Annotated in this window: 18 protein-coding genes; 11 read left to right on the plus strand and 7 right to left on the minus strand. The window is 66.2% G+C overall.

Going from position 1 to position 19208, the window contains the following annotated elements; all coding sequences use genetic code 11:
* Window positions 1–44 precede the first annotated feature (44 nt).
* Together EAH75_RS01135 and EAH75_RS01145 are read right to left on the minus strand one after the other, a co-directional pair.
* On the minus strand, window positions 45–1088 hold the full coding sequence (locus EAH75_RS01135; protein WP_241668853.1) for an HDOD domain-containing protein: 1044 nt from the start codon (window positions 1086–1088) through the stop codon (window positions 45–47).
* A 402-nt stretch (window positions 1089–1490) separates the two neighbouring features.
* Entirely contained in the window at window positions 1491–2213 is a 723-nt protein-coding gene (locus EAH75_RS01145) for an rRNA pseudouridine synthase (protein WP_140803775.1), read from the minus strand.
* Between the two features lie 115 nt (window positions 2214–2328).
* On the opposite strand from EAH75_RS01145, the gene EAH75_RS01150 reads away from it, so the two are divergent.
* Together EAH75_RS01150 and EAH75_RS01155 are read left to right on the plus strand one after the other, a co-directional pair.
* The gene (locus tag EAH75_RS01150) at window positions 2329–3327 is read left to right on the plus strand and encodes an LLM class flavin-dependent oxidoreductase (protein ID WP_140652748.1); all 999 of its coding nucleotides are present in this window, start codon (window positions 2329–2331) and stop codon (window positions 3325–3327) included.
* Between the two features lie 84 nt (window positions 3328–3411).
* Window positions 3412–4269, plus strand: a complete 858-nt coding sequence (locus EAH75_RS01155; protein ID WP_140652750.1) for a PA4780 family RIO1-like protein kinase — start codon at window positions 3412–3414, stop codon at window positions 4267–4269.
* A 93-nt stretch (window positions 4270–4362) separates the two neighbouring features.
* Here EAH75_RS01155 and EAH75_RS01160 read toward each other — a convergent pair whose 3' ends face one another.
* From EAH75_RS01160 to EAH75_RS01170, 3 genes are all read right to left on the minus strand, one after another.
* Window positions 4363–4794, minus strand: coding sequence for an FKBP-type peptidyl-prolyl cis-trans isomerase (locus tag EAH75_RS01160; protein ID WP_140652752.1), 432 nt, complete (start codon window positions 4792–4794; stop codon window positions 4363–4365).
* A 74-nt stretch (window positions 4795–4868) separates the two neighbouring features.
* Window positions 4869–5477, minus strand: a complete 609-nt coding sequence (locus EAH75_RS01165; RefSeq protein ID WP_140803777.1) for a cation transporter — start codon at window positions 5475–5477, stop codon at window positions 4869–4871.
* Window positions 5478–5483: 6 nt separating this feature from the next.
* Window positions 5484–6041 carry a YaeQ family protein gene (locus tag EAH75_RS01170; protein ID WP_140803779.1) on the minus strand — a complete coding sequence of 186 codons (558 nt, stop codon included), beginning with the start codon at window positions 6039–6041 and terminating at the stop codon, window positions 5484–5486.
* An 86-nt stretch (window positions 6042–6127) separates the two neighbouring features.
* On the opposite strand from EAH75_RS01170, the gene EAH75_RS01175 reads away from it, so the two are divergent.
* The 7 genes from EAH75_RS01175 (at window position 6128) to EAH75_RS01205 (ending at window position 14949) form a co-directional block, all read left to right on the plus strand.
* The gene (locus EAH75_RS01175) at window positions 6128–7021 is read left to right on the plus strand and encodes a pseudouridine synthase (RefSeq protein ID WP_140652758.1); all 894 of its coding nucleotides are present in this window, start codon (window positions 6128–6130) and stop codon (window positions 7019–7021) included.
* Window positions 7022–7128: 107 nt separating this feature from the next.
* Window positions 7129–9129 (plus strand): OPT family oligopeptide transporter, encoded by a 2001-nt coding sequence (locus tag EAH75_RS01180; protein ID WP_140652760.1) that lies wholly within the window; start codon window positions 7129–7131, stop codon window positions 9127–9129.
* Between the two features lie 99 nt (window positions 9130–9228).
* Window positions 9229–11838 carry a bifunctional lysylphosphatidylglycerol flippase/synthetase MprF gene (gene mprF / locus EAH75_RS01185; RefSeq protein WP_241668854.1) on the plus strand — a complete coding sequence of 870 codons (2610 nt, stop codon included), beginning with the start codon at window positions 9229–9231 and terminating at the stop codon, window positions 11836–11838.
* A 17-nt stretch (window positions 11839–11855) separates the two neighbouring features.
* Entirely contained in the window at window positions 11856–12644 is a 789-nt protein-coding gene (locus tag EAH75_RS01190) for an AcvB/VirJ family lysyl-phosphatidylglycerol hydrolase (RefSeq protein WP_240046261.1), read from the plus strand.
* 90 nt (window positions 12645–12734) lie between these two features.
* Entirely contained in the window at window positions 12735–13076 is a 342-nt protein-coding gene (locus tag EAH75_RS01195; RefSeq protein WP_140652765.1) for a carboxymuconolactone decarboxylase family protein, read from the plus strand.
* Window positions 13077–13157: 81 nt separating this feature from the next.
* Entirely contained in the window at window positions 13158–14228 is a 1071-nt protein-coding gene (locus EAH75_RS01200; protein ID WP_140803781.1) for a class I SAM-dependent methyltransferase, read from the plus strand.
* 13 nt (window positions 14229–14241) lie between these two features.
* A complete protein-coding gene (locus tag EAH75_RS01205; protein WP_140652769.1) occupies window positions 14242–14949 on the plus strand; it encodes a pseudouridine synthase in 708 nt (235 codons plus the stop codon).
* 15 nt (window positions 14950–14964) lie between these two features.
* On the opposite strand, the gene EAH75_RS01210 is transcribed toward EAH75_RS01205, so the two are convergent.
* Both EAH75_RS01210 and EAH75_RS01215 read right to left on the minus strand, forming a co-directional pair.
* A complete protein-coding gene (locus EAH75_RS01210; protein WP_140652771.1) occupies window positions 14965–15297 on the minus strand; it encodes a YkgJ family cysteine cluster protein in 333 nt (110 codons plus the stop codon).
* Between the two features lie 61 nt (window positions 15298–15358).
* On the minus strand, window positions 15359–15952 hold the full coding sequence (locus EAH75_RS01215) for a DUF1415 domain-containing protein (protein ID WP_140652773.1): 594 nt from the start codon (window positions 15950–15952) through the stop codon (window positions 15359–15361).
* Window positions 15953–16468: 516 nt separating this feature from the next.
* Between EAH75_RS01215 and EAH75_RS19835 the strand changes: the two genes are divergently transcribed.
* Both EAH75_RS19835 and EAH75_RS01225 read left to right on the plus strand, forming a co-directional pair.
* Window positions 16469–17515: a transglycosylase SLT domain-containing protein gene (locus EAH75_RS19835; protein ID WP_240046262.1), complete on the plus strand. Its 1047-nt coding sequence runs from the start codon at window positions 16469–16471 to the stop codon at window positions 17513–17515.
* A gap of 119 nt (window positions 17516–17634) precedes the next feature.
* The gene (locus tag EAH75_RS01225; RefSeq protein ID WP_140803783.1) at window positions 17635–19194 is read left to right on the plus strand and encodes a protein adenylyltransferase SelO; all 1560 of its coding nucleotides are present in this window, start codon (window positions 17635–17637) and stop codon (window positions 19192–19194) included.
* Window positions 19195–19208 lie beyond the last annotated feature (14 nt).

Genomic DNA, 19208 nt, shown 5'->3' on the forward strand with positions numbered 1-19208 from the left:
GCGTGAGTGACGATTCGGGTTGGCACAGGCGGGGAGCCGCCAACTCAGATGCGCTTCGGCTCGACCGGAAACTGCCGCCGAAGATCCTGCTGGCAGCGCGCCAGCAAGGACGGCGCCAGGATATCCGGCCAGCTGTGACTGAGGTCGAGATCGGCCGCGAGTCGGTCGTGCTCGCCCAGCAATTGGGCGATGGCCAAGGTGTCGGCGACTGCGAGCGTCCTGCCCAAGGCAGAGCCCGCCGGGGTTGCCGGGTTCTGGCATTCGGTCATCGCCTCGATCACCCGCGCCGGCAACTCCCAATGCTGGCTGGCCTGCAGCGACAGCCGGGCGGCGAGTTGCGAGCAGGCGCTGAGGAAACCGGAGGAAAGTGGCGCGGCTTCCGTTTCGGCATCGGCGGGCATCAGCTGATCCAGCAGGCGCACCACGGCGCCGGTGCCGGTATGGCAAATGATTCCCGCCAGATAGGCCTCGAACGCGTCGCAGCCGCTGCTGCGGCCCAGCCAGGCGCAGGCATGCGCGCAGCGTTCGGCGTGATCCCACAGGCGCTCGCCCGCGGCATGTCCCAGCGCGCCCGCGTTGGCCTGCAGGATCGGTTTCATCACATGCTGGGTGAGTACCCGGCGCAGTCCGTCCTGACCAAGCAACACCACCGCCTGCTGCAAGCTGGTGATCGGCTGTGCCGAGCGGTAGAAGACGCTGCTGGTGACCCGCATGACCTCGCCGACCATCAGCGGATCGCGGCCCACCAGCTTGGCCAGCTCGGCGCCGGCGGCATTGTCGTTCTTCAGGGTGCGCAGCAGCTGCGGCAACACGGTCGGCAAACGCGGCAGGCTGCGCATGTCGAAGCGCGTACTGAGCAGCTCCAGCCGCTTCAGCGTGGCCAGCTCGGCAGCACTCGGTTCGCTGCTTTCCGCCGCGGGCAGGCCAAGCACGAAGCGGTGAAAGCGATCGCCGATCTCGATCAGCGACAGCACCGGCGGCGCGGAGTCGGAATCCGGTGCCGGGACGCGCGCACCCGGCCGCGTGGCAACGAGGGGGCGTGCGCGGCTGATCGTTGCCTTGCGATTGCTGAAAAGGCGCCGCCACATGTTCACCACCATACGGTGTCCTTTCTTGCTGCGCGCCGATTCCGCCCGTTCGACTCTCTACATCGGCCGCGAGTGGCAGAAATTGAGCCGTCCGCAATGGCTGCGAGCGGCTCCGTTGATATCCGGTTGACTGCCGTGGACAAGCAGGGTGCAGCGACAGGCGGCATCCCGCTGGATCGGGCGCGGAAAGCCGACTACTTGTTCTTCTTTTTTTCCTGCTTGGCGGCCTTCTTTTCCTTCATCGTCTTGGCCGGCTTTTTCTTTTCGCTCTTCTTTGAATCAAGACCCTTGCTCATGCTGCTCTCCGTGAATGTGGGTAGATGACTGCGACATGTGACGCACAGGCAAGTCTAAGCTGTTCCGATGGCGGTTGGGCGGAATCGGTCGATGAACGAAATATCCTCAGATGCGTTCGCCGGGAGCCAGGTAACGCCATTGTCCCGGCGGAAGTTTAGCCAGCGGAATGCGGCCCACGCGCAGGCGCTTCATCACCAGCACCTTGAGGCCGACCGCATGGCACATCGGTTCGATCTGGGTCGGCTGCAGGACCTTGAACGCGAAGCGCAGCCGCTGTTCGCTCTGCCAGCTGACCTTGATCGGCGGCATCGCGTAGTTGTTGAAGCGCAGGCCATGGTTGAGCAGGGCCAGTCCGTTCGGGATCAGCGTGCCCTCGACATCGACGACGAATTCCTGCTCGATCCGCTCGATGTCCTCGGTCAGCTTGCGCGTGACGCGCCAATCCTGGGTGAAGATCAGCAGGCCGCTGGCGCTGGTCGGCATCGATAACGGTATGGTCAGCCGCTGCAGGTGCCGCTTCAGCGGGCGCACGCCGGAGGCATCGTCGGGTGATCGCGTTTCCGGCGTGACCAGTGCGCTGGCCGGGTTCGGGCCGTTGCCGGCGTCATAGCCGACCGGCTTGTGCAGTACCAGGGTGGCCGGTTCGGTGGCAATCAGTTTGGCGCCGGGATCGAGCTCGACAGTTTGCGTGTCGACCATGAACTGCGGCTCTTCCACCACGATGCCGTCGACGCGCACCCAGCCGCCCTCGATGTACTGCTCGGCCTCGCGCCGCGAGCACTGGGTCAGCGCGACGACACGTTTGGCGAGGCGAACCGGTTCTGTCATCGGGATGCCGTGAAGTGAGAAGCGGCCATTGTATGCGCCACCGGCCGGTGGGAACCGGTGGCAATCGGCGCGACAGCCCCCAGATCAGTGGCTTCCGTTATGGCGAGAGTGCGACATGATTCCGTTTTCGATCCTCGACCTGGCGCCGGTCACCGCAGGCAGCGATGCCGCACAGGCGTTCCGCAACACGCTGGATCTGGCCCAGTTGGGCGAGCGGCTGGGCTACCGGCGCTACTGGCTGGCCGAGCATCACAACATGCCCGGTATCGCCAGTGCGGCAACCGCCGTGCTGATCGGCCATGTAGCCGGCGGCACCTCGACCATCCGCGTCGGTGCCGGCGGCATCATGCTGCCGAACCATGCGCCGCTGCAGGTGGCCGAGGCATTCGGTACGCTGGCGTCGTTGTATCCGGGGCGGATCGACCTGGGCCTGGGCCGCGCGCCGGGTACCGACCAGCCCACCGCGAAAGCATTGCGCCGCTATTTCGACAGCGCCGACGCGTTTCCCCAGGACGTGTTGGAACTGCTCGCCTATTTCGAGCCGGCCGTGCCCGGCCAACTGGTGCGTGCCGTGCCAGGCGCCGGGATCGAGGTGCCGGTATGGCTGCTCGGCTCCAGCCTGTTCAGTGCCAAGCTGTCGGCGCAGCTCGGCCTGCCGTTCGCGTTCGCCTCGCACTTCGCACCGGATGCGATGGACGAGGCGCTGGCGCTGTATCGGCGCGACTTCCAGCCGTCGGCACGCCTGCGGCAGCCATACGCGATGTTGGGCCTCAACGTGGTCGCCGCCGACAGCGATGCCGAGGCACGCCGGCTGTTCACTACCCAGCAGCAGAGTTTCATCAACCTGCGTCGCGGCCGGCCCGGGCTGATCCCGCCGCCGATCGACGATATCGAGTCGTACTGGACGCCGCCGGAGAAACTGATGGTCGAACGTGCGCTGGCCTGCGCGGTGATTGGCGCTGCCGACACCGTCAAGGACGGCATCGAGGCCTTCATCGCCCGGCACCAGCCCGACGAACTGCTGATCACCGCCAACGTGTTCGAGCACGCGGCGCGGCGGCATTCGTTCGAGATCGCTGCGGCCGTGCGGGATCGATTGATGGCTGAGAACTGACCGGCGCGGCCTGGAAAGAACGGGCAGGGCCGCCGATCGGCCATAATGGGCGTTATTCCACGAATTGCTGAAGCTTTCCCACGCATGAAAACACCCAAGGGCCTGCAGGCACTGATCGAAGAGGGCGTGATCGATCAGGTGCTTCGGCCGCTGAAGAGCGGCAAGGAAGCCTCCGTCTACGTCGTCCGTTCGGGCGAGGATATCCGTTGCGCCAAGGTCTACAAGGACATGGCGCAGCGCAGTTTCCAGGCGCGCGTGCAATACCAGGAAGGTCGCAAGGTGCGCGGCAGCCGGCAGATGCGCGCGATGGGCAAGGCGACCAAGTTCGGCCGCAAGGAGGCCGAGGCCGCCTGGAAGAATGCCGAGGTCGACGCGCTGTACCAGCTCACCGCCGCCGGCGTGCGGGTGCCGAAGCCCTATGGCTACTTCAACGGCGTGCTGGTGATGGAGCTGGTCACCGACGCGGACGGCTATTCCGCACCGCGACTCGGTGAGGTGGAACTGTCAGCGGACACTGCCCGCGAGTACCACCGCTTCCTGATGCAGCAGGTGGCGCGGATGCTTTGCGTCGGATTGATCCACGGCGACCTGTCCGAGTACAACGTGCTGGTGGGACCGGAGGGGCCGGTGATCATCGATCTGCCGCAGGCGGTCAGCGCGTCGGGCAACAATTCGGCGCGCACCATGCTGCGCCGTGACGTGGGCAACATCACCATCAGCCTGTCGCGCTTCGCGCCGGAGCTGCTCGACACCCATTACGGCGAGGAGATGTGGGCGCTGTACGAGCTGGGCGAGCTGCATCCGGACAGCGAGCTCACCGGCCATTTCGAGTTCGACGAGAGCATCGCCGATGTCGACAGCGTGATGCAGTCGATCATCGACGCGCGGGAAGAGGCGATCATCCGCCAGCAAGGCCGCGAGGCGGCCGCGCAGGAAGATTGATCGTATTCCGGCTGTTGTAGGAGCGACTTCAGTCGCGATTGCTCTTCGCGCTACATGCCAAGGCATCGCGACTGAAGTCGCTCCCACAACTGGTCAGTTGCCGACTTTCAGCAACTCCACCTCGAACACCAGCGAAGCGTTCGGCGGGATGTCGTCGCCGGCGCCACGGGCGCCATAGCCAAGTGCCGCGGGAATCAGCAGGATGCGCTTGCCGCCTTCGCGCATGCCGGCCACGCCCTGGTCCCAGCCGGCGATCACGCTGCCTTGGCCGAGCATGAAGGAGAACGGTTCGCCATGATCGCGCGAGCTGTCGAACTTCGCGCCGTGCTTGTCCTTGGCGCTGTCGTCATACAGCCAGCCGGTGTAATGCACGGTCACCTGCATGCCGTCCTTGGCCTCGGCGCCGGTGCCGACTTTCTGGTCGATGGTGGAGAGCTTGTCCACGGTGCCCGTGGCATGGGCCGGCGGGGCGGCGGTGCAGGCGGCGAGACCGCAGACGGCGAACAGGGACAGCAACCAGCGCATGGGTGACTCCATCGGAACGTGGACGAAGCGGCGATTATCCGGCAAACGGGGCGCGGCGTCGCGACCGGTATCGCTCAGGCGTGCAGATCGGCGGCCGCGTCCCGATGCTCGCCACGCGCCGCCTGCCAGACTTCGCGTGCCGCATCGGCGTTGATCAGCATGATGCCCGCGCCGACGACCATGTCGGGCCAGACCGCACGCGTCATCGCGGTGGCCGCGCCGGCGATCACGATGGCGATGTTCGCGAAGACGTCGTTGCGCGCCGACAGAAACGCAGCCCGGGTCAGGCTGCCGCCGTGATGGCGATAGCGCACCAGCAGCATCGCGCAGCCGAAGTTGACGAACATCGCGCCGAGGCCGGTGATGGTCAACGGCAGTGGTGCCGGTGGCGCGGGCAGCTGAAACTTGCTCCACAGTGCCCACAGCGTGGCGAGCGCGGGCACCAGCAGGATGCCAGCCAGCCCCATGCCCACGCGCGCTCGAGCCTTCAGGCTCCAGCCGAGCGCGAGCAGGATCAGCAGATTCACCGAAGCATCTTCCAGAAAATCGACGCTGTCGGCGAACAGCGAGACCGAACCGATCGCCAGCGCCACCGCGAATTCGACGCCGAAGTAGCCCAGGTTGAGCAGCGCCACGATACCCACGACGCGGCGCAGCGCTGTGTCATTCGTGGTCGTCGGCATGCCTGCTCAGCTCACTGTTTCAGCGGGTGCCATGCGCCGCAGCGGGTCGATGGCCACTGCATCGGCATCGTTCATCAGCTGCAGCTGGCCGTCCTGGATCAGGCACTGCAGGCGCATGCCACGCTGCAGCAGTTCGACCAGTTCGGCTACGGTGCCGGCGGGGATGTCGAGTACGGTGAGGTTCTTGTTGCGGCCGAGCGCTGCGCCGATCTTGTTCCACCAGATCTCCGCCGCGTTGCCGCCGTAGCTGATCACCACCACCTGGCGCGAACGGCCACAGGCCTTGCGGATGCGCGTCTCGTCCGGCTGGCCGACCTCGATCCACAGTTCGATCTCGTCGGTGTACGCCTTGCGCCAGAGCGCCGGTTCGTCCTCGTCGCTGATGCCCTTGCCGAACTCCAGCCGCTCGTCCGCATACAGCGCGAACGCGAGCAGCCGCACCATCAGGCGCTCCTCGGTTTCCGACGGGTGCCGCGCCAGGGTCAGCGCATGGGTGGCGTAGTAATGCCGATCCATGTCGCTGATCTGCAGTTCGACCTTGTAGATGGTGGAGTTGAGTGCCATGAGGGTGCCTAGGGACAACAGCCGGTCATTCTACGCGCTGCGCTGCCAAGCAGCCGGTCTGGCGTAGCGCATTAGACTGGCGACTCATGAGTCCACCCGCCGCAGCCGTCGTTCGCGATCCCCACGCCAGTACCGTGCATCTGCCGCCCGGTGCCTGGGCGACCGTGCTCGATGGCCTGTGCGCGCAATTCACCACGGTCAGTCGCGCGCAGTGGCTGGACCGTATCGCGCGCGGGCGGGTGCTGGACGGGCAGGGCGGCGCGATCACGCCAGACACGCCGTACCGGGTGGGGCTGCGCATCCATTACTACCGCGAGGTGGTGGACGAGGCGCCGATCCCGTTCACCGAAACCGTGCTGCATGCGGACGATCATCTGGTGGTGGCGGACAAGCCGCACTTCCTGCCGGTGACGCCGGCAGGCGGCTATGTCGAGCAGACCTTGCTGCGGCGGCTGATCCGCCGACTGGGCAATCCCGAGCTGGTGCCATTGCACCGGATCGACCGGCTGACCGCGGGGTTGGTGTTGTTCTCGACCAACCCGGCCAGCCGGGCAGCGTATCAGGCGTTGTTCCGCGAGCGCCGCATCGACAAGCGTTATCAGGCGTTGGCGCCCGGCTTGCCCGCGTTGTCGTTCCCGCTGCGGCGTTGCACGCGGATCGTCGCGGGCGAGCCGTTCTTCCGGATGCGCGAGAGCGATGGCGAGCCGAACAGCGAGACGCAGATCGACGTGATCGAGCGCGGCGAGCACGACTGGCGCTACGCGCTGCAGCCAGTCACCGGCAGGAAGCATCAGTTGCGCGTGCACATGGCCGCCCTGGGCGCACCGATCATGGGCGACACGCTGTATCCCGTGTTGGCCGAAAAGTCGGCGGACGATCACCGGCAACCACTGATGCTGCTGGCGCAGAGCCTGGCTTTTGTCGATCCGCTGTCCGGCGAGCGGCGGCGATTCGAAAGCCGGCTGAGCCTGCAGCGCTGAAAGGCACCGACCGGCCAGGGCGTCCGCGCCAGACCGGGCCGGGATAACCACGTGCGGCCATTCCACGCTATCTTCCACCGCAGCGTCCATACGGGGGAGAGTCATTTGTGAGTGCAAAGCCATTGTCCAGCGCGATACCGCGCACCGAGTTGACCGTACGCGGCCTGATCATCGGCGTCGTGATCACGCTGGTGTTCACTGCTGCCAACGTGTTCTTCGGCCTCAAGGCCGGCCTGACCTTTGCCACGTCGATCCCGGCGGCGGTGATCTCGATGGCGATCCTGCGCGGGTTCAAGAACTCCACCATGCAGGAGAACAACATCGTGCAGACGGTCGCCTCGGCGGCCGGCACGCTGTCGGCGATCATCTTCGTGTTGCCAGGCCTGGTGATGATCGGCTGGTGGACCGGCTTTCCGTTCTGGGTGACGTTCGGCATCTGCGCCACCGGCGGCATCCTCGGCGTGATGTACACGATCCCGCTGCGCCGCGCGCTGGTGACCGACTCCGACCTGCCGTATCCGGAAGGCGTGGCCTGCGCGGAGGTGCTGAAGGTGGGCGGTGGTGACGACGCAGCCGCCGCTTCGGAAGAAAGCAGCAAGTCGGGCCTGCTCGCGGTGGCCGGGGGCACGATCGTCTCGGCCGTGTTCGCGATCGTGGTGGCTACCAAGGTGTTCGCCAGCGATGTGGCGCAATACTTCCATGTCGGCGATCGCGGCGGCGCCACCGGCTACGACTTCAACCTGTCGTTCGCGCTGCTGGCCGTAGGGCATCTATGCGGATTATGGGTCGGCCTGGCCATGCTGCTGGGTGCGCTGATCGCGTGGGGCTGGGCCGTGCCGCACTACACCATGCTGGCGGCGGCAACCGGCGCCGCGGCAGACATGGCGCAGACCGCGTGGAGCACCAAGGTGCGCTTCCTCGGCGCCGGCACCATCGGCGTAGCCGCGATCTGGACATTGGCCAAGCTGGTCAAGCCGGTGATCAGCGGGCTCAGCTCGGCGATGGCGTCCTCGCGGGCGCGCAAGGCCGGGCAGGGCGCCACGCTCGCGCGTACCGAGCATGACATGCCGATCGGAATCGTCGGCCTCACCAGCCTGGCCTGCCTGATCCCGATCGGCTGGTTGCTGGGCAGTTTCAGCCTGACCACAGGGCTGGGCGATCACCTGTGGCTGCTGGTGATCGGCGGCCTGATTTTCGTGGTGATCATGGGCTTCCTCGTTTCCGCCGTGTGCGGCTACATGGCTGGCCTGATCGGCTCGTCCAACAGCCCGTTGTCCGGCGTCGGCATCCTGGTGGTGATCATCGCCGCGCTGCTGCTAGTGGTGACCGTGCAGTCGCAGTTGCCAATCAGCGCCGGCAAGGGGCTGGTGGCGTTCGCGCTGTTTGCCACCTCGGTGGTGTTTGCGGTGGCGACCATCGCCAACAACAACCTGCAGGACCTGAAGACCGGCCAGCTGGTCGACGCCACGCCGTGGAAGCAGCAGGTGGCGCTGGTGGTCGGCGTGCTGGTGGGCGCGGCGGTGATCCCGCCGGTGCTGGACCTGCTGAACAAGGCGTACGGTTTTGCCGGCATGCCCGGGGTCGATCCCGCGCGCGCGCTGGCGGCGCCGCAGGCGGGGCTGATTTCGGCGCTGGCGCAGGGCGTGATCCAGGGCAACATCGACTGGAGCCTGATCATTCTTGGCGCGGCCATTGGCGTGGTTCTGATCGTGCTGGATGCAGTCCTTGGCCGCTCGACGAAATCGGCCGCGTTGCCGCCGCTGGCGGTGGGCCTGGGCATCTACCTGCCGACCTCCACCACCTTGATGATCGTGGTCGGTGCCGTCGTCGGCTGGTATTTCGACAGGCGCGCCGAGCGCGGCAGCAAGCCCGAGGAGACCAGGCAGCTGGGCGTGTTGCTGGCCTCGGGCATGATCGTGGGCGAGAGCATCATCGGCGTGCTGATCGCGGCGATCGTGGTGTTTTCCGGCAAGGCGGCGCCGCTGGCCCTGGTCGGGCCTGGCTTCGGTACCGCGGCGATCTGGATCGGCGGCATCGCGTTTGTCGCCGTCAATGTCGCGTTGTATCGATGGGTGGCCCGGCTGGGTCGGACATCGACGGCGGCGTGACGGGCCGACCCTGCGCGACGATCCGGTATGGGGCTTCCTGCATTGCCTGCAATGGTTGAAGCCCTACACTAAGCAGTCCTCAGGGGAGTCGGTCGTCGCGTGGAGCAGCAGGAAAAGGTCGAGCAGGTTCCCGGCGCCGGGCCCGCATTGGCGCCACCGAGCCAGCGCATGATGTTGCTGCGCAGGCTCGCCGGGCCGCTGCTGTCGGTGGCCATGCTGTGCCTGGCGCTGTGGGCACTGCACCTGCTGGCCAGAGAGGTGAACTATCACCAGGTGCGGCGGTACGTGCAGGGCATCTCGCACGGACGACTGCTGCTGGCCGTGCTGCTCACCACGCTGGGCTACGCGGTGATGACGCTGTACGACCGCTTCGCGCTGGCCTCGATCGGCCGCCAGCTGCCGTGGCGCCGGGTCAGCCTGATTTCCTTCATCAGCTATGCCTTCAGCAATGCGGTGGGCATGTCGCTGCTGGTATCCGGCTCGATCCGCTATCGCTTCTATATCCAGAGCGGCCTGTCCACCACCGAGGTGGCACGTGTCGTGCTGTTCTGTACTCTCAGTTTCTGGCTGGGCCTGCTGGCGCTGACCGGCGTGACCCTGCTGCTCGTGCCGGTGCCGCCGGAGCTTCCGCTGGCCGCATTCGGCCTGCCGATGGGCATGCTGCTGACCTTGCTGCCGCTGGCGTGGCTGGCCGGTGGCCTGATCCGGCATCCGCTGCGGTTGTGGCGCTGGCGCGTGAGCCTGCCATCACCGGCGACGGGTTTGCGGCAGATCCTGGTCGGTGCGTTCGACTGGGGCCTGGCCGCGGCGGTGCTCTACGTGCTGATGCCGAACGAGCTGAACAACGGCTTCGGGCATTTCCTGGCGATCTTCGTGATCGCCCAGATGATCGGCCTGATCAGTCACGTGCCCGGCGGCCTGGGCGTATTCGAGGCGGTGATGCTGGCCGGCTTCGGTGCCACCGGCAACGAGGCGCTGGCGGCGCCGATCCTGGGTGCGCTGGCGGTGTTCCGCGTCATCTATTACCTGTTGCCGTTGTGTTCGGCCACCGTGCTGGTGCTGCAGCGCGAGGCGCGCGGGCTGCGCCGCAAGTCGCTGTGGGCGCCATGGTTCACCGGTCTGCTGCCGTCGTTCTTTGCCGGGCTGACACTGGTATCCGGCGCGGTGCTGCTGTTCTCCGGCGCGACCCGCGCCTTGCCCGAGCGCATGGCGATCCTGCGCGAGGTGTTGCCGCTGTCGGTACTCGAAGTCTCGCACCTGCTGGCCAGCGTGATCGGCATGCTGCTGCTGATCCTGGCCCGCGGCCTGCAACGACGGCTGGATGCGGCGTACGTGCTGACCCTGGTGTTGCTGGTGGCCGGCGCGGCGTTTTCGCTGCTCAAGGGCATCGATTACGAGGAGGCCACCCTGCTGACCCTGCTGGCGATGGCCCTGGCACCGGCGCATCGGCTGTTTCATCGGCGCGCGTCGCTATTCAGCACCACCTTCTCGATCGGCTGGATCGTGGCGATCGTGGCGGTGCTTGGCTGTGCCACCTGGCTGGTGATGTTCAGCTACAAGCATGTCGATTACAGCGCCGATTTGTGGTGGCAGTTCAGCTTCCATCAGGGCGGCGCGCCGCGCGCGTTGCGCGCACTGGTTGCCGCGGCGACAGCAGGCATGCTGTTTGCGCTGGCCAGCCTGATCCGCCCCGTGCGGCTGCGTCGCGAGCCACCGAGCGAGGCAGAGTTGGCCCGGGCGTTGCCGCTGATCAAGCAGTTTCCCTCCGCGCAGGCCCATCTGGCGCTGATGGGCGACAAGACACTGCTGTTCGACCCCACGCACAAGGCCTTCGTCATGTACGACATCGAAGGCCGCAGCTGGGTGACGATGGGAGATCCGGTCGGCGTCGACGAGGACGCGCGGCGCGAATTGGTCTGGACGTTTCTCGAACAGTGCGAGCGCGCCGGTGGCTGGCCGGTGTTCTACCAGGTAAGCCCGGCGGACCTGGACCTGTACCTGGAAGTGGGCATGAACCTGCTCAAGATCGGCGAAGAGGCGCGCGTGCGGCTGGAGACGTTCAACCTGGACGGAAAATCCAGAAAGGTGCTGCGCAACACGGTGAACAAGTTGACCCGCGATGGCCTGCGCATGGAGATCGTATCCGCCGACGCGGTGGCGTCGCTGTTGCCGCACCTGCGGGAAGTTTCCGATGCCTGGTTGCGCGGAAAGCGCGTACGCGAAAAACGCTTCTCGCTGGGCGCGTTCGACCCGAGCTACCTGGTGCGCACACCGATGGCACTGGTGTGGCAGGGCGGTCAGCTGGTGGCGTTCGCGAATCTGTTTCTCAACGATACCCGCGAAGAAGCATCGGTGGACCTGATGCGACATCTGCCCGACGGTCCCAGCGGCATCATGGATTACCTGTTCGTGGAACTGATGCTGTGGGCCCGCGGCGAGGGTTACCAGTGGTTCAACCTGGGCATGGCGCCGCTGGCCGGGCTGCAGAACCGGCGGCAGGCGCCGCTGTGGAACCGCTTCGGCGCGCTGGTGTTCGGCCGCGGCGAGCGCTTCTACAATTTTCGCGGGCTGCAGCACTACAAGAACAAATTCGATCCGGAATGGGAGCCGCGCTACATTGCGGTGCCCGGCGGCATCGCCTTGCCGATGATCCTGGCCAACGTGGCCAGCCTGATCGGCGGTGGACTCTCCGGCGTTGTGCGCCGATGAAACGCAGGAGCTGGATCATGCTGGCAGCGGCAGGCGCAGGCCTGATGGGTATCGCGCTGATCTGGAGTCCGTGGTCGCGGGTCAGCCTGGAGCAGGCCACCGTGGTGCTGCCCGTCGCGGGCATCAGCACACCAGCGCCGGCGGGCAAGGACGACGTCATGGCAATCATCTATTCCGGTGACGGTGGCTGGGCCGACCTCGACCGGCGCCTGGGCATCGCGTTTATCGATCGGGGCATTCCGGTACTCGGCGTCAACACGTTCAAGTACTACTGGCGCGAGCGCACGCCGGAAGAGTCGGCGCGACAGCTCGATGCGCTGATGACGAAATATGTCGCCGAGTGGGGCAAGCGGCGGATCTGGCTGGTGGGCTTTTCGTTCGGCGCCGATGTGTTGCCGACGATCATCGGCAAGCTCAGTCCGGTCAATCGCGCGCGGATCACCCAGCTGGTGCTGCTGTCGCCAAGCCGGGATACAACCTTCGAGATCGAACTCGAGGGCTACATGATCCGGCAGGGCTGGTTCAAGGAACACGTCAAGACGCTGCTGCAGCACCTCAATCCGATCCGGCATTACGATACCCTGCCGCCGCTGCAAGCGTTGCAGGGTCAGCCGCCCACGGTCTGCTACTACGGCCTGGACGACAGCGAAGACAGTATCTGCAGCGCACCGAACCTGCCGGCCTGGGTGACGGTTCACGCCAAGAAGGGCAGTCATCATTTCGACGGTGGTTACCAGCCGCTGGCCGCGCAGATGTTGCAGGAGTTGCCTGCTGCTGCTGCCGCGACGATCGGCAGCACGCGCTGAGTCGCTAGTGCGAATTTACTGACCCTGGCGCATCATCGGCAACCACGGCCGGGCGCGGTGTCTGGCCGCCACGTCAGCGAGGTGATTCCCATGTTGGATTGGCTGGGTTACCGCAAGGAATTGATCGGACGCATCGGCGAGATCGGCAAGCTGAGCCCGGATACGTTGAAGGGTTATCAGACCCTCTCCGGTGCCGGCGAGAAGACCGGCCATCTGGATGCCAAGACGCGCGAACTGATCTCGCTGGCAGTGGCGGTCACCACCCGTTGCGATGGCTGCATCACCGTGCATACCGGCGAGGCGCTGAAGCACGGTGCCACCCGCGAGGAAATTGCCGAGGCACTCGGTGTGGCCGTGGCGATGAATGCCGGTGCCGCGATAGTGTTTTCGGCGCGCGTGATGGACGCGGTCAACGCACACAGCGGCAGCTGAATCCGCAGATATACGCCATCAGCCGGCGTGAGGGCGGCAGCCACGTACAATGCCCCTCCGTTTCACTGTTGAAGACATGACGTGACTGCTGCCGGATTCTCCGCGGCCGCGCCGGATGCGGCGCTGGCTGCCCTGTTCGTGCCCTTCGAGTCGTCGGAATTGCGCCTGCCGGCCGATGGCCGCGTGCTGTTCCTGAGTGCGCGTGCCGGTGTACGGCTGCGCGAGGTGGCGCAGCCCGGCTGGTTATGCGAGCAGGGCTTCATGCCGTTTGCCGACGAGCTGGCCCGCAACGGTCTGCGTGTGGGTGAGCCGGCGGCCGATGAAGTATTCCCGCTGGTACTGGTGCTGCCGCCGCGTCAACGCGACGAGGCGCGTGCGTTGTTTGCCCGTGCCTTGTTGCACACGGCCCCGGGCGGCACCGTGCTGGCGGCGATGCCGAATGCCGAGGGCGCGAAGTCGGGCGAGGCGGATCTGGCGAGGCTGGCCGGTGCCGTGCAACATCAGTCCAAGCACAAGTGCCGGGTGTTCTGGAGCACGCCGAACACAGCCGAAATCGATCAAGCCGTGCTGGCCGAATGGCTGGCGCTGGATGCGCCGCGCGCGATCGTCGACGGTTACGTCAGCCGTCCCGGCCTGTTTGCGTGGGATCGCATCGACCGAGCGTCAGCGCTGCTGGCGGCGCATCTGCCGGCCGATCTGCAAGGGCGGGTGGCAGATCTCGGCGCCGGCTACGGCTACCTTGCCAGCCAGGTCGTCGCGCGTTGCCATGGTGTCAGCGCGATCGACCTGTACGAGGCCGAGGCGCGCGCGCTTGAACCGGCGCGGATCAATCTGGCCAGGGCGCAGCGCGAGTGCGGCCGCGACGTGGCGGTGACCGTGCGCTGGCACGATGTCACGCGTGGCCTGTCGCAGCGCTACGACGCCATCGTCAGCAATCCGCCATTTCACCAGGGCCGTGCCGATCTGCCGGAACTGGGCCGGGCGTTCATCACAACCGCGGCCGAAGCGCTGCAACCAAACGGCCGTCTATTCATCGTGGCAAACCGCCACCTGCCGTATGAGGCGATACTGACGGCGCGTTTTCGCGACGTGCGCACGCTGGTGACGCAAGAGGGATTCAAGGTGATCGAAGCGGTTGGAGTGAAGCAATGAAACAGGTCAAACCATGAAACTGGTCAAGCTCATTGCGAACCTGGGTTATGGCAGCCGCAAGGATGTGACGCAGCTGTTCCGCTCCGGCCGCATCACCGATGCCGATGGCGAGGTGCTCTACGCCGACGATGTGGTTCCGTACGAAACCATCCGCGTCGACGACGAGCCACTTGATCCGCCACCGGGTCTGGTGCTGATGATGAACAAGCCGCTCGGTGTCACTTGTTCACGCAAGGATCCCGGTCGGGTCGTCTACGACCTGCTGCCGCCGCGCTACAACGTGCGTTCGCCGGTGCTGTCCAGCGTGGGTCGGCTCGATCGCGATACCACGGGTCTGCTGCTGTTCACCGACGACGGTGCGCTATTGCACCGGATCATCTCGCCGAAGGCGCAGGTGAGCAAGGTCTACGAGGCCACGCTGGCGCAGGATCTGCGCGGCGACGAAGCTGAGTTGTTCGCCAGCGGCACGCTGATGCTGGAGACGGAGAAGGAGCCGCTGGCCCCGGCCGTGCTCGACGTATTGGGACCACGGCATGCGCGGCTCACTGTTACCGAAGGCCGCTATCACCAGGTGCGCCGCATGTTCGCCGCCGCCGGCAATCACGTCGAGACGCTGCGACGCATTTCGGTCGGCGGACTCACCCTGGGCGAGCTGCCGCTGGGCGAATGGCGCGCGATCGATGCTGATGAGGTCGCATTGATCTTCAGCGGCACCGCCTGACTCGTCACGACTCAGTTACAGCATGTGCACCGCAGTGGGAATCGTCGCGCCGAACCACTTGTGCCGCTCGTCACGGCAGCTCGGGCTACCCATCGCATATTTGCGGCAGATGGTCGGGCGATCGTCGTAGATCGTGCAGCCGGAGGTTTTCGGATCGACGGCGACGCACCAGCCGTCCTCGCCCTTGGCCAGGGTTTCCATGCCATGGGTGTCGCGATCGACCAGCCACGCCGGCACATGATCTTCCGGCATCAGCACCACGGTGAGGCGGCAGCACACGGCTTCGCAGGTCGTGCATTGCACGCTGGGGTCGACGCTTTCCGCGTAGGGGTCGGGGAGATTGTTCACTCGTCAGCATGACAGGGTCGGGGCTTGCACACATGAACCGACTGCCGTGAAGGCGGTGTGCTTACCTGTCGTCATCGCGCCACAGCGCCTGCCAGCCATCGGTGCCGAGGCGTTGCAGCGTCTCGATATTGCGCCGGTAGATGCTGTCGGTGTCGCTCATCGCATCCATCGCGTGTTCGATGCTCGATTCGCGCAGCAGATGAAGCGTGGGGTAGGGCGAGCGGTTGCTGAAATTCTCGATCGCACCCGGTGCGCTGTCGGCAAACTGGTAGTCGGGATGGAAGCTGGCTACCTGCCACTCGCCTTCCAGCCCCAGCGTCTGCACGGCGGCATCGGCGACATCGAGGAAGTCGTTGTAGTCGAGAAAGTCGGTCAGCACGAACGGATGGATCAGCAGGCCGGTTTCGCACTCGTCCGGCGCCAGCGCGTTGAGTGACTGCAGTTCACCGCACAGGTCGTCGAGCAGCGCGTCGGTGTCGCGCGCATGGCTCACCCGCAGGCGCAGCTTGCCCTGCACATGCGGCGCGCGGGCGAACGGACACAGGTTGAGGCCGATCACCGCGCGCTCCACCCAGCGGGTGGTGGCTACGATGTAAGGCGCATCCGCGGGCAGGGCATCAGCGTTGAGGCCAGAGGGCGGTGCTAAGTCGTTCATGCGCTTCTCGGAGGCAGGGTCGGTGCCGACTATAGCGGCAGCTGAACCGGCTCGTACCTGCTGCGCAATCTTCCGCGGGCCAGGCCTGCGGCCTGCTTCAGGGCGCTCGCAGGAACGTGCATGGCAAAACTGCTTTAATGGCGGCCCCGACGCGACCGTGGCGTCTGCCGCAGCAAGGCTTCTGACCAGGATGCACTCGTGGATGGTTTGATCCCAGCGACCGCAGAGGCTCTGCACGACGAGGGCCACGAGCACCCTCGTACCGGCGGCTTCCTGGTCACATCTCTCGTGGCGACCACGTCTCCCGAGTGCCAATTCGTTCGACCCAAGCGCGACCGCGTCCGACTTCGTTCGCCCTCGAACGCATGCCCCGAGACGGATGGGGGCAAGTCTTCGTTCGACGCTGCCATGGCTGCGCGAGGCGCTCGCGGGGAATCGGGGCACGTGCATCTGATGGCGCCGGCGCGCTGGAAATCCGGTGACGCTCCGACAAGCCGCATCGACCGGGCTGTCCGGATGCCGGCACCCGCCCAGTGGATGCGTTCGCGAGTCGTGGCCGGCCGCCTGAGCCCGGGCGTATCGCCGCCGTCAGCGCAAGGCTGGCTGTTGCCGCCCGCGTGGCCGCTGGATGGATGGCGCGTGATGGCGGCGGCCGGTTTGCGTCGGGTCGTCGACGCCAGGATCGTGCTGTGGGCGCGGACGCGGGCGATGCCGTGGCCCGTATGGGTAAGCGCACATCGTTACAGGCTCATGGCGGATGTCGCCGTCGGTGCTGTCGCTTGCGTTGCGCTCTTGCTGCTGCGCATGGGCATGCGGCATCCGGGGGTGCCGGCGACACCCGCCAGAATGGCGGCTGCCGCTCCCGCGAGACATGCACCTGCCGTATTTCCGTTGTCTATGCCGGCCATGGCGGTTCCCGCGCTGGCGACTATCGCGCCGGCGCCGGCCATCGAGCCGACGGTTTCATCGGCCGCCCGTCCCGGGGCAGCCGAAACCGATCGCAGCCTGTTGTCCGATGTCAGCACGATGGATCTGATGATGCCGATCGAGGAGCCCGATCTGGACATCACCTCCCGGCAGAGCCTGTGGTCCGAAATCGGCAAGGCTTCCGGTGTCGATCCGCTGCTGCTGTACAGCGTCGCCCTGGTGGAATCGAAAGCGCTGTACCCGGATGGCAGGGTCGCGCCCACGCCGTGGCTGTTCCGCGTCAACGACCACCTGGTGCGCGGCGACCGTCATGACGTGCAGTTGGCGATGGCTGCGGCGAGCCAGTTCGGTTCGCCCGTGCAGGACGTCGGCATCATGCAGGTCTACTACCCGATGCACCGCGACGCGGTGCGTGACCCACTGACCCTGTTGAATCCGCGCACCAACATCACCGTGGCCGCAAAGATCCTGCACGATGGCATGCACCAGACCCGCGATCGGGTGCTGGGTGTGGGTTACTACCACAGCCATACGCCGACCCTGGCGAGGGATTACGGCACCGCCGTGCTGACCGTCTACCAGCGGCTGAACGCGCTCCATCGCAAGCCAGGCCGCGGGCAGGTCAGGGCGCGCTGAACGCCTGACGTGCCGACGTCCGTCGCCCGGCCCGACCCATGCGGATTGCGGGGCTTCACCTTGCATGGAGCCGATGGCGCCCGGATATAAGTTGCACCGTTTCCACTGGCGCGATCACGATGCTCACCCTGCAATTCGACAACGCATTCGTGCGAGAGCTGCCCGGCGATCCGGAGCAGGGCGCGCGTCTGCGCCAGGTCGAAGGCGCGCTGTATTCATGCGTCGAGCCCACGCCAGTGCCGACGCCGCGCTTGCTGGCACACTCGGCGGAGATGGCGGCGACGCTCGGTTTCAGCGAAGCGGATGTCGCTGCGCCCGACTTCGCCCGGCTGTTCGGCGGCAATGCGCTGCTCGATGGCATGCAGCCCTATGCGGCCAACTATGGCGGGCATCAGTTCGGTCATTGGGCGGGCCAACTCGGTGATGGTCGCGCGATCTCGCTGGGCGAGGTGATCAATGCGGCCGGCGAACGCTGGGAGTTGCAGCTGAAGGGCGCGGGACTGACGCCGTATTCGCGCGGTGCGGATGGCCGCGCGGTGCTGCGTTCGTCGGTGCGCGAGTTCCTGTGCAGCGAGGCGATGCATCACCTGGGCGTGCCGACCACGCGCGCGCTCAGCCTGGTCGACACCGGCGAGCCGGTGCTGCGCGACATGTTCTACGACGGCCACGCGGCGCCGGAGCCGGGTGCGATTGTCTGCCGTGTCGCACCGTCGTTCATCCGTTTCGGCAACTTCGAATTGCCGGCCTCGCGCGGCGATACCGCGCTGTTGCGGCAGCTGGTCGACTTCACCATCCGCCGTGATTTCCCGGAGCTCGCCGGGCAGGGCGAGGCGCTGTACGCCGATTGGTTCGCACAGGTGTGCGAACGCACCGCCACGATGATCGCGCACTGGATGCGTGTGGGCTTCGTGCATGGCGTGATGAACACCGACAACATGTCGACCCTCGGCCTCACCATCGACTACGGCCCGTATGGCTGGGTCGACAACTACGACGCGGAATGGACGCCGAATACCACCGACGCGCAGCGCCGCCGCTATCGCTTCGGCCAGCAGCCGGATGTGGCTTGGTGGAACCTCAGCCGTCTCGCCGGCGCGCTGGCGCCGCTGTTTGGTGACGTCGCGCCGCTGCAGGCTGGACTGGATCGCTATGCGGCGACGTATGCCGCTGCCGATCGCAACAACATCGCCGCGAAGCTCGGTCTGGGTGAATGCCGCGATGACGACGTGGCGTTGATGGAGTCGCTGCATGAAATCATGCAGCGGGCCGAGATCGACATGACGCTGTGGTTTCGCGCACTGGCCGATGTCGACATGCGGGCGCCGACGCTGGCGCCGATGCGTGACGCGTTCTATGACGAGGCGAAACGACGCGAGGCGGAGCCGGTGCTCATCGCATGGCTGGCCCGCTATGTCGCGCGGCTCGCCGATGATCCGACATCGGCCGGCCAGCGCCGCGAACGCATGCACCTGGCCAACCCGCGCTATGTGCTGCGCAACTACCTCGCCCAGCAGGCGATCGACCGCGCCGGGCAGGGTGATGCGAGCGGCATTCATGAATTACTCGACGTGATGCGTCACCCGTACGACGACCAGCCTGGCCGCGAGGCGTTCGCGCAGAAGCGCCCGGACTGGGCCCGGCACAAGGCCGGTTGCTCGATGCTCTCGTGCAGTTCGTGAGCGCAAAAACACAA

The organism is Rhodanobacter glycinis (assembly GCF_006438785.1).
Lineage (GTDB): Bacteria > Pseudomonadota > Gammaproteobacteria > Xanthomonadales > Rhodanobacteraceae > Rhodanobacter > Rhodanobacter glycinis_A.

Excerpts from the sequence above, each read along its gene's own strand:
- EAH75_RS01205 (WP_140652769.1), top strand. The coding sequence starts at position 14,242 with ATGAAACTGGTCAAGCTCATTGCGAACCTGGGTTATGGCAGCCGCAAG.
- EAH75_RS01135 (WP_241668853.1), bottom strand. The coding sequence starts at position 1,088 with ATGTGGCGGCGCCTTTTCAGCAATCGCAAGGCAACGATCAGCCGCGCA.
- EAH75_RS01150 (WP_140652748.1), top strand. The coding sequence starts at position 2,329 with ATGATTCCGTTTTCGATCCTCGACCTGGCGCCGGTCACCGCAGGCAGC.
- EAH75_RS01170 (WP_140803779.1), bottom strand. The coding sequence starts at position 6,041 with ATGGCACTCAACTCCACCATCTACAAGGTCGAACTGCAGATCAGCGAC.
- EAH75_RS01155 (WP_140652750.1), top strand. The coding sequence starts at position 3,412 with ATGAAAACACCCAAGGGCCTGCAGGCACTGATCGAAGAGGGCGTGATC.
- EAH75_RS01160 (WP_140652752.1), bottom strand. The coding sequence starts at position 4,794 with ATGCGCTGGTTGCTGTCCCTGTTCGCCGTCTGCGGTCTCGCCGCCTGC.
- EAH75_RS01165 (WP_140803777.1), bottom strand. The coding sequence starts at position 5,477 with ATGCCGACGACCACGAATGACACAGCGCTGCGCCGCGTCGTGGGTATC.
- EAH75_RS01175 (WP_140652758.1), top strand. The coding sequence starts at position 6,128 with ATGAGTCCACCCGCCGCAGCCGTCGTTCGCGATCCCCACGCCAGTACC.
- EAH75_RS01215 (WP_140652773.1), bottom strand. The coding sequence starts at position 15,952 with ATGAACGACTTAGCACCGCCCTCTGGCCTCAACGCTGATGCCCTGCCC.
- EAH75_RS01195 (WP_140652765.1), top strand. The coding sequence starts at position 12,735 with ATGTTGGATTGGCTGGGTTACCGCAAGGAATTGATCGGACGCATCGGC.
- EAH75_RS19835 (WP_240046262.1), top strand. The coding sequence starts at position 16,469 with ATGCCGGCACCCGCCCAGTGGATGCGTTCGCGAGTCGTGGCCGGCCGC.
- EAH75_RS01190 (WP_240046261.1), top strand. The coding sequence starts at position 11,856 with ATGCTGGCAGCGGCAGGCGCAGGCCTGATGGGTATCGCGCTGATCTGG.
- EAH75_RS01225 (WP_140803783.1), top strand. The coding sequence starts at position 17,635 with ATGCTCACCCTGCAATTCGACAACGCATTCGTGCGAGAGCTGCCCGGC.
- EAH75_RS01145 (WP_140803775.1), bottom strand. The coding sequence starts at position 2,213 with ATGACAGAACCGGTTCGCCTCGCCAAACGTGTCGTCGCGCTGACCCAG.